The organism is Micromonospora sp. URMC 103 (assembly GCF_051386435.1).
Taxonomy (GTDB): Bacteria; Actinomycetota; Actinomycetes; order Mycobacteriales; family Micromonosporaceae; genus Micromonospora.
This window is the reverse complement of the sequence record NZ_JBPQTR010000004.1, coordinates 1,912,304-1,924,507: the sequence shown is the minus strand read 5'-3', so window position 1 is coordinate 1,924,507 and position 12,204 is coordinate 1,912,304. Positions and strand designations below refer to the sequence as shown.

The following is a 12,204-nucleotide window of genomic DNA, read 5'->3' as shown; positions in this document are numbered from 1 at the left end:
TTCGTCGCTGATCAGCCCGGGTACCTGCGGCCTTCGATGACACTCACCCGGAACTCGACGACGTTGCGCCGCGCGGCGCGCAGCCTCTTCGGCTGGACCGCGCTACGGCCCAACCAACTGGCCGCCATGCGTGCGGTGATGAAGCGACGCGACGCCCTCGTGGTCCTCCCCACGGGCGCCGGCAAGTCGGCGATCTACCAGATCCCGGCGAGCCTGATCCCCGGCCCGACCGTGGTGATCTCCCCGCTGCTCGCCCTCCAGCAGGATCAGATCGCGGCGCTCAACGAGCGGCAGCGACCCGAGCTGCGGGCGGTACGGATCAGCTCGCACGAGAGCGCGGCCCAGCAGGCGGAGGCCATCGAGGAGGTCCGCGCGGGCCGGGCGGAGTTCCTCTTCATCACGCCGGAGCAGCTCAGCAACCCGGACCGGATGGCCGAGGTCCGCTCGCTGAAGCCGGCCCTGGTGGCCATCGACGAGGCGCACTGCATCTCGGCGTGGGGTCACGACTTCCGCCCCGACTACCTGGCGCTCGGCCACCTCATCGAGGGGATCGGCCGACCGCCGGTCGTGGCGCTGACCGCCACCGCGTCGCCGCCGGTGCGCGACGACATCGTGGCCCGGTTGCGGCTGCGCGACCCGGAGGTGGTGGTGTCCGGGCTGGACCGGCCGAACCTCTTCCTCGAGGTCGCCCACTGCCCCACCGAGGACTACCGGTGGCGGCGGCTGGTCGCGTTGCTGGAGTCCGACGGGCGGCCGGGCATCATCTACGTCCCCACCCGCCGCGCCGCGGAGGAACTGGCCGCCCGGCTGACCGACGCGGGCTTTCCGTCGCGGTACTACCACGGCGGGATGCCGGCCGGCGCGCGCGGTGAGCTGCACGAGGCGTTCCTGGCCGACCAGGTGCCGATCATGGTGGCCACGTCCGCGTTCGGCATGGGCATCGACAAGCCGAACATCGCCTGGGTGGTGCACATGGCCCTGCCCGACTCGCCGGACAGCTACTTCCAGGAGATCGGCCGCGCCGGCCGCGACGGCGAACCGGCCCGTGTCCTGTTGCTCTGGCAGGCCGAGGACGTGGGCCTGCGCCGCTTCTTCACCGGCGGCCTGCCGGACAGCACGGAGCTGCGCGACCTGGCCGCGCTGCTGCGCAAGGAGCCACTCAGCAGGACGAGGCTGCGGGAGTTGACCGGCCTCGGTCCCCGCAAGCTCGGCCAGTACCTGTCGCTGCTGGAGCAGGTCGGCGCCGCCGAGCCGCGGGCGAAGGGACGGATCGGCGCGCCCCGGTACGCACCGGCCCCGGTGGACGCCGCCGCGGCGGCCCTCGCCGAGGCGGAACGGCACCAGACGCTCACCCGGTCGCGGACCGACATGATGCGCGCCTTCGCCGAGACCACCGGCTGCCGTGGGCAGGCGCTGCTCGCGTACTTCGGTGAGCAGATGACCCAGGTCTGCGGGCACTGCGACAACTGCCACGCCGGCACGAGCACCCCCGACGACGGCGCGGTCGGGCCGTTCCCCGTGCACAGCCAGGTGCGCCATCCGGAGTGGGGGCCGGGCCTCGTGCTCAACTACGAGGACGACCGCATGACGGTTCTGTTCGACGAGGTCGGGTACAAGACGCTGTCGGTGCGCGTGGTGTCCGAACAGGGCCTGCTCACACTGGACTAGCCTGATCCGGGCGCCGCGCCCGGCGCGCGTCGACGCACGTACATGGACAGACATTCGGAAGGGGCGTTGTCGTGATCGAACAGCCGGCGTACACCGGGTTCGGTTTCTCCGACGGGGAGTGGGGGCTGCTGGTCGGGCTGCCGCAGTCGGTGCTGACCGCGGCGAGCGCCGCCGAGTCCGACGGCACCCGGCGGACCATGGCCGAGAACGCGGCCGGCCTCGAGAGCATCGCCGCCGGCCGGGAGTCGGCGAGCCCGCTCGTCGCCGCGGTGGCCGGTGAGATCGTGTCGCGCGTGGGCGACCCGGAGGCCGGCGAGGAACTGCCCGCCATCTCCCCCGCCGACCCCCAGGCGATGATCGACGACGTGCTGGCCCGGGCCGCCGAGGCCGCGGCCCTGCTCGCCGTCCGCGTGGACGAGGGCGAGGCCGGCGCGTACAAGCACTGGCTCGTGGAGATCGCCGAGCAGGTGGTGGGCGCCGCGTCCACCGGCGGTGTCCTCGGGCTCGGCGGTGACGTGGTGAGCGACTCCGAGCGCCGCTTCCGTGACCGCCTCTCGCACGTCCTCAACGACTGATCCCCCGCCCCGGCCCGATGCCGGGACGGCGAGGGAGAATCGGCCCATGGCGGGACTGCGCGTCGACACGGTGGACACCGGCACGGTGCCACCGGCCGACCGCTTCCCGCTGTGGGTCGAGATGGCCGGCCGGGTCTCCGCACCCGTCGCCTTCACCAGCGACCACGCGGGCGACTTCCAGGGGCGGGCCCGGCTCGTCGACCTGAACGGCATCGCGCTTACCCGGTTCCGCTACCAGTCCCTGTCCGGCCGGCGTACGCCCCGACTCATTCGGCAGGCGGACCCGGAGGTGTACCAGATCGCCCTCGCCACGAGCGGCGCCTGCGCCATCAGCGCGAGCCGGCGGGACACCGCCGTGCCGGTGGGGGACTTCACGCTTGTCGACTGGGGCCGCCCACACGTTCTGGAGCACGCGGGCGACGACGCCCGGGAGGTCCCCGCGGCCTCGGTGACCGCCGTCATCCCGCGGGCGCTGCTGCCGTTGCACCCGGACAAGGTGGACCGTCTCACGGCGGCGCGGCTGTCCGGCTCGGAGGGGCCCGGCGCGCTGCTGGCGCAGCACCTGCACCGCGTCACCCGGCACCCCGAGGAGTTCCGCGCCAGCGACGCGCCGTACCTGGCCGACGTGACGCTCAGCCTGGTGTCCGCCCTGCTCGCCCGGCACCTCGACGTCGAGGACGACCTACCGGCCGAGGTCCACCGGCGGGCCCTGCTCGTCCGGGTGCGGGCCTTCATCGAGCGGCACCTCGGCGACCCGACGCTGACCCCGCAGGTCGTCGCGGACGCCCACCACGTCTCCGTCCGGACGCTGCACCGGCTCTTCGCGACCGAGGACGACACCGTGGCCGGCACGATCCGCCGTCGCCGGCTCGAACGCTGCCGCCGCGACCTGGCCGACCCGCTGCTGCGGGACCGTCCCGTCCACCTCGTGGCGCGCCGCTGGGGATTCACCGACAGGGCGCACTTCAGCCGGGCCTTCCGGGCGGCGTTCGGGGCGGCTCCGCAGGCGTACCGGGCGGAGAGCGGTTCCGGCTTTCCGAGCTGATCCCGCGACGCGGCGCGGATCGTCAACCAGCTGGCGCCAACGGTCAACCCGCACCCGGCAGACTGGCCCCGACGCGGCTGGCCGTCCGGGCACGGAGTGGTCCGGTCCGCCATCGGGGGGCCGTGGCGCGCGCCCGCCGCACACCGCGGCGGGCGGACGCCCGGTGCGCCCACCCGTCCGTCCGGCTCAGGCGTCCTCCAGCAGCTCCAGCACCGCCCGCTCGGCCCGCTCCCGGGGCGCGTCCGGGTCCACGGCGACGGTCACGCCGTCGTGGTAGAGGTCGACCACCCTCGGGTCCACGTAGGACGTCCGCGCCACCGTCGGCGTGTTGCCCAGCAGGTCGGCGACCTCCCGCATCACCGCGGCGACGGCCCTCTTGCGCGCCGTGGCGGAGCGGGCGGGGCCCGCCGTGGCCAGCTCGATGGCGGCCCGCACGGTGGCGTGCCAGGTCCGGAAGTCCTTCGCGGTCATCTCGCCGCCGCTCGCGTCGCGCAGGTACTCGTTGACGTCGTCGGCGCGCACGTCGCGCCAGTCGTGGCCGTCCCAGTAGCCGAAGAGCCGTTCCGCCCGGCGGCGCCGCCGGCGCAGGTTGGTGAGGACCCGGCACAGCTCCGGGTCCTCGATCCGGCGTACCTGCTCGATGCCGCCCTTCGCCCGGAACTCGAAGACCACGCAGCCACCGCGGGACCGCGCGTGCTCGGGACGCAGCGTGGACACCCCGAAGGTCGGGTCGTCGCCGGCCGCGTACTGGTCGCTGCCCACCCGGAACATCCCCATGTCCAGCAGCCGGGCCACCGTGGCGAGCACCCGGCCGCGGTTCAGGCCGCGGCCGTCGAGGTCCTGCTCGACCCGGGCGCGCAGCGTCGGCAGCCGCCGGGCCACCTCCAGCACGTGGTCGAACTTCGCCTCGTCCCGCTTCTCCCGCCAGGCCGCGTGGTAGAGGTACTGCTTCCGGCCGGCCGCGTCGATCCCGGTCGCCTGGATGTGCCCGTTCGGGTACGGGCAGATCCACACGTCCCGCCAGGCCGGTGGGATGACCAGACCCCGCAGCCGGGCCAGCTCGTCCGGATCGCGCACCGGCTGGCCGCCCGGGTCGAGGAACAGCCAGCCCCTGCCGCGCCGGCGACGCCCGTACCCCGGCCTGCCCGGATCGCTACGCCGCAACCGCACCGGAGTCCCGCACCACCCGTTCCACCTCGTCCACGGCGGCCGACACCTCGTCGACCCCGAGGGCCATCAACGACGGGTGGCTTCCTACCCCGTCCCAGCTGGGCCAATCCCTCCCTCCGGCCCAGATCACACGGTGTCGGGGGCGGTCCGGCGGCGGGCCCCACCGCGCCGGCGGAACCGGACCGAACAGCACCACGGACGGGGTGGCGTAGCCGGTCGCGAGGTGGGCCACACCCGTGTCCCCGCTCACCACGAGCCGGGCGGCCGCCACCAGGGCCGCCAGCTCGCCGAGACCGGTCCGGCCGGCCAGCACGGCGTCGGGAGGCAACCCGGCCGCGGCGGCCACCCGGATCGCCAGGTTCCGCTCGTCGGCCGTCCCGGTCAACACCACCCGGTGCCCCTCGTCGGTGAGCCGCCGGGCCAGGGCGGCGAACCGGTCGGCCGGCCACCGCTTGGCGGGCACCTTCGACCCGGGATGCAGCACGGTCGCCCCGGCCGGCGCACCGGTCGCCGGTGGCCGGCGCAGCGCGAGGTCGCTCCGGTCGGCGGGTATCCCGTACCAGGCCAGCAGCCGGCACCAGCGGTCCACCTCGTGCTCGTCCTCGTCCCACGCCGGACCGTCGGCGAATCCGGCCTCCGGGCTGGCGAACGCGAGCAGCCGGCCCGGGCGCAGCCCGGCCAGCGCCCGATGCGACCGTGGGCCACGCCCGTGCAGGTTCACGGCGAGCCCGGGCGCCGGGCCGGGCCGGAGCGCGTCCAGGTCCGGCGTGTCGAGCAGCCGGTCCACACCGCCGGCGAGGTCCACAAGGGGCGCGAGCCAGGCCGGCGCGGCGAGCACGAGCTGCCGCCCGGGATGGGCGGCCCGCAGGGCCCGCAGCGCCGGCACGGCGGTGGCCAGGTCGCCGACGCCGAGCGCGCGCAGCACGAGGATCACGGGTAGGAGGACTCCTGCTGCGCGCAGACCACCATCTCCCGCACGGCGCAGCCCGGCGGCTGGGCGAGCGCGAACATGACCGCCGCCGCGGTGTCGGCCGGGTCGTTGAGCACGGCGTCCGCGCCGGGCCGGTAGCGCTCGTCGCGCTCGTCGAAGAAGGCGGTACGCATGCCGCCGGGGACCAGCAGCGTGACGCCCACGGTGCCGGCCAGTTCGGCGGCGAGGGCGCGGGTGAAGCCGACGACGCCGAACTTCGCGGCGCAGTACGCGGTGGCGTCGCTGACCGCCTTCACGCCGAGGGTGGAGGCGACGGTCACGATGGTTCCCCGGGACGCCTCGAGGTAGGGCAGGGCGGCCCGGATCACCGCGGCGGTGGCGAGCAGGTCGACGGCCACGATCCGTTCCCAGGTCTCGGCCGGCACGTCGGCGAGCCGGCCCGGCACGTCCATGCCGGCGGCGGTGACCACCGCGTCCAGGCCGCCCGAACGCTCGGCGAGCTGCCGGGTGGCGGCCTCGGCGGCGCGCGTGTCGGCCAGGTCGCACTCGACCCACGGCACACCGTCGCCCGGGCGCTGCCGGTCGAGGACCAGCGGCCGGCCGCCCGAGCGGGCCACCGCGGCCACCACGGCGGCGCCCAGGCCGCTCGACCCGCCGGTCACGAGCACGGTGGCGCCCGCACCGGCCGGCGCGGCGCTCATCGGATCCTCTCCGGGGCCGGCCCGGACGAGTGCGGTCCCGAGACCGGGGAGGCCGCGCAGCACGCCCCGTTGGACCGCCCGCCGGCGCGGGCCGCCGCGATCATGTCGGTGGTGGAGCGGCCGTCCAGGTACGGCACCACCACGGTGTGACCGCCCCAGCGGCGCAGGATCTCCGCCTCGGGCAGGGCCGGAGTGTCGCCGGCGCCGGTGGCGTAGTCGCCGCCCTTGACCCAGATGTCCGGACGCAGCCAGGACAGCACGGCGTGCGGCGTCGGCTCGTCGAAGATCATGACGGCGTCCACACAGCTCAACGCCGCCAGGAGCCGGCTGCGGTCAACCTCGGGCACGACCGGCCGCTCGGGCCCCTTGAGGCCGGCCACGCTCGCGTCGGAGTTCAGGCAGACGATCAGGCAGTCGCCGAGCTTGCGCGCCGCCTGGAGCGTCGCCACGTGCCCGGCGTGCAGCAGGTCGAAGCAGCCGCCGGTGGCCACCACCGTGCCGCCCGAGGCGCGGACCTCGGCGAGCACCGAGGCCACCGCGCTCACCCCGACCCGCTCGCCGCCCGGCCCGGCCACCGCCACCACCTCCGGCCGCGCCGGGGGCGGCAGTGCGCTCGCCACTCCCCCGCCGGCCACGTACGCGGACGCCTCGGCGACCGCCTCCTGCACCGCCTCGGAGACCAGCGCGCCGCGGGCCAGGGCGAGGCTCGCGGTCGCCGCGAACCGGTCACCGGCCCCGCAGGTGTCCCCCTCGGCGGTGAGCGGGGACGACACCACGAGGGGCGTCGAGTCGGTGTGGCAGAGCAGCGCGCCGTCGCCGCCGAGGGTCACGGCGACCGCCTTGGCCCGCCACCGCCGGCGCAACCCCTGCGCGCCCCGCGACGCAGTCGCCAGCCGGGTCGCGCCGGGCAGCGCCGGGACGAGCTCGCGCGCCTCGGATTCGTTCGGGGTGGCCAGTTGCACGCCGGGCACGGCGGCCGGCCCGCGCGGGTGTGGATCCCACACGACCGGCGCGCGGGTCGCGCCGAGCGCCGCGCGCAGCGCCGGATGCCGTGCCACCCCGCGGCCGTAGTCGCTCACCAGGACGGCGGAGGCGCTGGCGATCGCCCGGAGCACCGCCTCGGTGGGCTCACCGGGGGCCCCCGGCTGCCCGCCCCGGTCGTGGCGCAGCAGCACCCGGCCGCGGGCCCGCAGCCGGATCTTCTCCGGCGTCGCCCCGGCGAGCGGCAGCGCGTACACCTGGACACCGGCCGCCGTGAGCAGCGCGCTGAGCCGGGCGCCGCCGGCGTCGTCGGCGAGCGCCGTCACCAGCACCACCTCGGCGCCCTGCGCGGCGGCGAAGACCGCGGCCAGGCCGGCGCCGCCGGGCCGGTCGACGTACTCGGTCTCGTCCAGCACGGGCACCGGAGAGTCCGGACAGAGCCGGTTGACCACCCCCTCGACGTCCCGGTCGAGCAGGGTGTCACCGACCACCACCACGGGTCCCGTCACGTTTCCCCTCCTCATCCCGTCGCCTGCACCCGCTGGCCGGAGCCGCCGCCCAGCACCACCTCCACCCCGGCGTGGACGTTCCCGGCGCCGGCCGGTTCGGGCGCGGGCACCTCGGCGGCAGCGGCCAGCGCGGCGGGCAGGGCCTCGTCGACGTACTCGCAGAGCACGTGGGTGGAGACCAGGTGCAGCTCCTGGACGACCTGGCTGTCCGGCGAGGCGATGGCGAGCGCCTCGTCGCAGGCGTCGGCGAGGGGGTTGGGGGCGGGGCCGGTGAAGGCCCAGGTGTGGAGGCCGGTGTCGTGGGCGGCGGTGGCGGCGGTGAGGAGGTTGGGGCTGGTGCCGCTGGTGGACAGCAGGAGGAGGATGTCGCCGGGGCGGCCGTGGGCGCGGACCTGGCGGGCGAAGACGTCGTCGTAGCCGTAGTCGTTGGCGATGGCGGTGATGGCGGAGGTTTCGGCGTGTAGGGCGATGGCGGACAGGGGTTGGCGGTCGTCGCGGAGTTTGCCGACGAGTTCGGCGGTGAGGTGTTGGGCTTCGGCGGCGCTGCCGCCGTTGCCGGCCACCAGCAACCGCCCACCACCGGCCAACCGCCGCGCCAGCGTGTCACCCCATCGGGCGAGCAGCGGCTCGCACTCGCGGTACGGCAGCAGGGCCGCGGCCAGGTTCGCCAGGTGGGCGTCGAACACCGAGGCCGCCATCAGGCGACCACCCCGGTCGGCCGACGCACGGCGGTCACCTCGCCGTAGACCTCCACCAGCCGCTCCGCGGTGGCGGCCCACGAGTAGCGCAGCCGGGCCCGCTCCTGGGCCGCCGTGGCGTACGCGAACCGCCGGATCCGGTCGTCGAGCAGCCGCTGGATCGCGGTGCCGAGCGCCCGCGGGTCACGGGCCGGGACGAGGTCACCGGTGACGCCCTCCACCACCGTGTCCTTGATCCCGCCCACGGCCGTGCCGATCACCGGTACGCCACAGGCCATCGCCTCGAGCGGCGTGAGCCCGAACGGCTCGTACCAGGGCGCGGCCACCAGGATGTCGGCCGAGCGGTACCAGCGGCCCATCTCCTCCCGCGGCACCGCCCCGACGAGGCGCACCCGGTCGGCCACCCCGCAGGTGCCGGCGAGGGCCCGCAGCCGGCGCGCGTACGGGTCGCTCTCCAGCAGCCCCTCCGGCGGGCCGCCGACCACCACGCACTCGGCGTCCGGGACGAGCGCCATCGCGCGGATCACGGTCTGGAAGCCCTTGCGCTCCACGAGCCGCCCCACGGTGAGGATGCGGGCGCGGCCGGGCTCGCGGTCGGCGGCCGGGCCGAGCGGCGCGAACGTGCCGAGGTTGACCCCGGAGGGGATGACCGTCATCCGCGACCGGGGCACACCCATCCGGACCAGCTCGCCGACCTCGTCCTGGCACTGCGCGACCACCCGGTCCACGGACCGGCCCAGCTCGCGCTCGTACGCGATCCGCCGCGCCGGGCTGGTGTCCTGCACGCCCTGGTGCCGCCGCTTCACGGTGCCGAGCGCGTGGTACGTCTGCACCACCGGCACCCCGGTCAGCCGGCCGGCCGTCAGCGCGGCGAGCCCGCTCATCCAGAAGTGCGCGTGGACCACCTCGGGCGCCCAGTCGCCGCCCCGCCACCGGTCGACCAGCCAGCGGCTGAACTCCTTCATGTGCGGCAGGAGGGCGTCCTTGGCCACCGGCTCGGCCGGGCCGGCCGGGACGTGCACCACGTCGTACCCGTCGGGGCTGTGCACGGTGACCGGCAGGTCCACCGCGTCGCGGCGCGTGTAGACCCGCACGTCGTGCCCGGCGGCCGCGAGCGCGGCGGAGAGCTCCGCGACATGCGTGTTCTGGCCGCCGGCGTCCTCGCCCCCGAGGACGGCGAGGGGGCTGGCGTGCTCCGAGATCATCGCGATGCGCATACTTCCTCCTCCAGCAGCCGGTCCCAGTCGGTGAGGAAACGGTCGAGCCCGTACCGGTCGCGGGCGGCGGTCCGGCCCGCCGCGCCGGCCTGTCGCGCGAGCGCCGGGTCGGCCATGAACCGGCGGGCGGCCTCCAGCAGCGTGTCGACGCGGGTGGCGAGGGCGCCCGCGCCCGGTGGCACGGCCGTCACCGCCTCGGTGGTGGCGAGTGCCACGACGGGCATGCCGATGGACATGGCCTCGATGAGGCTGAGTCCCAGCGAGGTCCACCGGCACAGGTGCAGGTACGCCCGCCGCCGCGCCAGCTCGGCGTGCATCTTGGCCTGCGGGACGTCGTCGTGGCTGGTGACCCGCTCGGGTGGCAGCCCGAGCCGGTCGGCGAGCCCGGCCACGCCCATGCCGAAGACGTCCAGCGGAGCGATCTCGGCGAACAGGGGCAGCAGGTCGGTCCCGGTGACCCGCCACCGCCGTACCGGCTCGTTTATCACCACGGCGAGCCGGTCGAGCTCGCCGGTGTACTCGACGGCCGGCGGGACGATCCCGTGGTCGACGACGGTGGTGCGGGTCGATCCGGTGTCCCAGAAGAGTTGGTTGAAGCCGGTGACGTGAGCGATGAGTAGGTCGTCGCGGTCGGCCATGGGGTGGCGGCTGTGGGGGATGTTGCCGTCTTTGGGGGTGTTGTGTTCGACGTAGATGGCGGGTAGGTCGTGGCCGGGGCGGCGGTGTAGCCATTGGTGGGTGAGGTCGAGTTCTTCGGGGCGTTGGAGGATGACGGCGTCGATGTGGGTGGTGGCGAGTTGGTCGGGGGTGACTTCGATGGCGGTGTGGGGCCAGGGGTAGGTGCGGGCGCGGCCGAGGCCGTAGGGGCCGCGGTCGGGGGTGACGGGGATGAGGTAGCGGTGCCGGCCGTGCACGAACGCGGTGGTCCACGAACCGTGCACGTGCCACAGGAGGATGTTCATCGGGCGCTCCCGCCCGTGGCGGTCACCGCCGCGCCGGCGGCGTCCGCGCCGGTCGTTCCCGTGGGTGCGGCATCCTGGTGTACGCCGAGCAGCCGCAGCGCGGCGACCACGTCGGCCGGGTCGATGTCGGCGAGGCAGGGGTGCCCGGGGACCGGGCAGGTGGCGGCGCGGGTGTCGCGGCAGGGTGCGGTGGCGTCGCCGAGGCGGACGGTCGGCACCCGGTAGGGACCCCACTGTCCGAACGGGACGGTGGGCGCGAAGAGGCTGACCACCGGCACCCCGAAAGCGGCCGCGAGGTGCGCCGGTCCGGTGTTGCCGACGACCACGGCCCCCGCGTGGGCCACCACCCCGGCCAGCTCGCCGAGGCCGGTGCGGCCGCCCAGGTCCAGAGCGCCGGAGCCGGCCACCGCGGCCGTGAGGTCCCGTTCGTCGGGCGTGCCGGTCACCACCACCCGGTGCCCTGCGTCGACCAGAGCCCGGGCGATCCGGACGGCCACCTCCGGCGGGCAGGCCCGGCTGGGCACCGACGAGCCCGGATGCAGCACGACGTACCCCGGTGGGCCGAGCTGCGCCGGGGGCGACGGCACGGCGTCGCCGCGCAGCCGGAGGGTGGGTTGGTCGTGGGGTGGTAGGCCGTGTCCGGCGGCGGCGGCGAGGGACAGGGCGCGTTCGGGTTCGGGGACGCCGGTGGGTACGCGGTGGCGGATGTCCAGGAGGCTGCCGGGGTAGTCGTCGCTGATCGCGGCGATACGGGCGACGCCGGCCATACGCAGCAGCAGGGCCAGGGGCAGGGGGGACTGGTGGAAGGAGGTGAAGATGAGCGCCTCGTCCACGTCCAGGGCGGCGAGCCGGGCGGTCAACGCGTGCATGTCGGCCGCGTCGACCGGGTCGGGAGTCGGGTCGATCCACGGCAGCGCATGGGTGATGACCTCGTCCACCCCGGGCAGCAGGTTTGCGGCGGCGCGTCCCCGCGGCCCGCACAACAGCACCACCCGGTCCGCGGTGTGGGCGACGGCGCGGATCGCCGGGCCGGTGACGAGCACGTCCCCGGCCGAGTCCGACCGCACCACCAACACCGTCCCCACCCGGGACCCCGACCCGCCCCGCCGGCCGGGCCACGGGTCGGTCGCGGGCACGACGGCGGTCTGGCGGCGCAGGATCTCCGCCACCGCCGCCGGGAAGTCCGCCGCCACCCACGGCGCGGCCGCGACCTCCTCCGGCCGCGTCACCGGCGTGGGCACCAACACCCCCGCCGCACCCGCGGCCAGGGCCGCGGCCACGTCCCGGCCGATGTCCCCCACCACCACACACCGACCCGCCACCGTGCCCACATCCGCCGCCGCCGCGTGCACCAACCCCGGCAACGGCTTACGACACCCACACCCGTCCGCATCCTCATGCGGACACACCCGCCACGTGTCGAACGGCCCCAACAACGCCTCCACCCGCGCCTGCACCGCCCGCATCTGCGCATCCGTGAAGAACCCACGAGCCAAACCCGACTGGTTACTCACCACCCCCAGGCGCAACCCCGCCGCCCGCAACCGATCCAACCCCGCCCGCACCCCCGGCAACGGACGCACCTTCTCCGGATCACCGTTGTACGGCACGTCCTCCACCAACGTGCCATCCCGATCCAGCAACACCGCGTCATAGAGGACCGGCTCGGACCCGGCCCGGTCAGCACCGGCGAAAACCCCGGCTGACCTGCGCTGATCCGGCTCCACCTGGTCCTGTCGCACGACCG

11 protein-coding genes are annotated in these 12,204 nt (G+C 75.4%); 3 read left to right on the top strand and 8 right to left on the bottom strand.

What is annotated here, in order from left to right; all coding sequences use genetic code 11:
• Positions 1-36: 36 nt before the first annotated feature.
• The 3 genes from ACSNOA_RS12495 to ACSNOA_RS12485 all read left to right on the top strand — a co-directional run bounded on the left by ACSNOA_RS12495 (position 37) and on the right by ACSNOA_RS12485 (position 3,288).
• The gene (locus tag ACSNOA_RS12495; protein ID WP_436658147.1) at positions 37-1,668 is read left to right on the top strand and encodes a RecQ family ATP-dependent DNA helicase; all 1,632 of its coding nucleotides are present in this window, start codon (positions 37-39) and stop codon (positions 1,666-1,668) included.
• 71 nt (positions 1,669-1,739) lie between these two features.
• Positions 1,740-2,243, top strand: a complete 504-nt coding sequence (locus ACSNOA_RS12490; protein WP_436658146.1) for a hypothetical protein — start codon at positions 1,740-1,742, stop codon at positions 2,241-2,243.
• A 46-nt stretch (positions 2,244-2,289) separates the two neighbouring features.
• Positions 2,290-3,288 carry a helix-turn-helix domain-containing protein gene (locus tag ACSNOA_RS12485; RefSeq protein WP_436658145.1) on the top strand — a complete coding sequence of 333 codons (999 nt, stop codon included), beginning with the start codon at positions 2,290-2,292 and terminating at the stop codon, positions 3,286-3,288.
• A 186-nt stretch (positions 3,289-3,474) separates the two neighbouring features.
• Here ACSNOA_RS12485 and ACSNOA_RS12480 read toward each other — a convergent pair whose 3' ends face one another.
• Genes ACSNOA_RS12480 through ACSNOA_RS12445 form a run of 8 tightly spaced genes read right to left on the bottom strand, consistent with a single transcriptional unit; the run spans position 3,475 to position 12,103 of the window.
• Positions 3,475-4,458 (bottom strand): DNA topoisomerase IB, encoded by a 984-nt coding sequence (locus tag ACSNOA_RS12480; protein ID WP_436658144.1) that lies wholly within the window; start codon positions 4,456-4,458, stop codon positions 3,475-3,477.
• Positions 4,442-5,392: a glycosyltransferase family 9 protein gene (locus tag ACSNOA_RS12475; protein WP_436658143.1), complete on the bottom strand. Its 951-nt coding sequence runs from the start codon at positions 5,390-5,392 to the stop codon at positions 4,442-4,444. The genes ACSNOA_RS12480 and ACSNOA_RS12475 overlap by 17 nt, the downstream gene beginning before the upstream one ends.
• Complete coding sequence (locus tag ACSNOA_RS12470; RefSeq protein ID WP_436658141.1) at positions 5,389-6,090, bottom strand: SDR family oxidoreductase; 702 nt, start codon at positions 6,088-6,090, stop codon at positions 5,389-5,391. Before ACSNOA_RS12470 ends, ACSNOA_RS12475 begins: the two co-directional genes overlap by 4 nt.
• Complete coding sequence (locus ACSNOA_RS12465; RefSeq protein WP_436658140.1) at positions 6,087-7,580, bottom strand: PfkB family carbohydrate kinase; 1,494 nt, start codon at positions 7,578-7,580, stop codon at positions 6,087-6,089. Before ACSNOA_RS12465 ends, ACSNOA_RS12470 begins: the two co-directional genes overlap by 4 nt.
• 11 nt (positions 7,581-7,591) lie before the next feature.
• The gene (locus ACSNOA_RS12460; RefSeq protein ID WP_436658139.1) at positions 7,592-8,278 is read right to left on the bottom strand and encodes a D-sedoheptulose-7-phosphate isomerase; all 687 of its coding nucleotides are present in this window, start codon (positions 8,276-8,278) and stop codon (positions 7,592-7,594) included.
• Positions 8,278-9,495: a glycosyltransferase gene (locus ACSNOA_RS12455; RefSeq protein ID WP_436658138.1), complete on the bottom strand. Its 1,218-nt coding sequence runs from the start codon at positions 9,493-9,495 to the stop codon at positions 8,278-8,280. Before ACSNOA_RS12455 ends, ACSNOA_RS12460 begins: the two co-directional genes overlap by 1 nt.
• Complete coding sequence (locus ACSNOA_RS12450) at positions 9,480-10,457, bottom strand: glycosyltransferase (protein ID WP_436658137.1); 978 nt, start codon at positions 10,455-10,457, stop codon at positions 9,480-9,482. The genes ACSNOA_RS12455 and ACSNOA_RS12450 overlap by 16 nt, the downstream gene beginning before the upstream one ends.
• Positions 10,454-12,103: an HAD-IIIA family hydrolase gene (locus ACSNOA_RS12445; protein WP_436658136.1), complete on the bottom strand. Its 1,650-nt coding sequence runs from the start codon at positions 12,101-12,103 to the stop codon at positions 10,454-10,456. The genes ACSNOA_RS12450 and ACSNOA_RS12445 overlap by 4 nt, the downstream gene beginning before the upstream one ends.
• Positions 12,104-12,204 lie beyond the last annotated feature (101 nt).

Bases quoted from the DNA above. Each gene is read 5' to 3' on its own strand.
- ACSNOA_RS12455 (WP_436658138.1), bottom strand. From the start codon at position 9,495: ATGCGCATCGCGATGATCTCGGAGCACGCCAGCCCCCTCGCCGTCCTC.
- ACSNOA_RS12460 (WP_436658139.1), bottom strand. From the start codon at position 8,278: ATGGCGGCCTCGGTGTTCGACGCCCACCTGGCGAACCTGGCCGCGGCC.
- ACSNOA_RS12470 (WP_436658141.1), bottom strand. From the start codon at position 6,090: ATGAGCGCCGCGCCGGCCGGTGCGGGCGCCACCGTGCTCGTGACCGGC.
- ACSNOA_RS12485 (WP_436658145.1), top strand. From the start codon at position 2,290: ATGGCGGGACTGCGCGTCGACACGGTGGACACCGGCACGGTGCCACCG.
- ACSNOA_RS12450 (WP_436658137.1), bottom strand. From the start codon at position 10,457: ATGAACATCCTCCTGTGGCACGTGCACGGTTCGTGGACCACCGCGTTC.
- ACSNOA_RS12495 (WP_436658147.1), top strand. From the start codon at position 37: ATGACACTCACCCGGAACTCGACGACGTTGCGCCGCGCGGCGCGCAGC.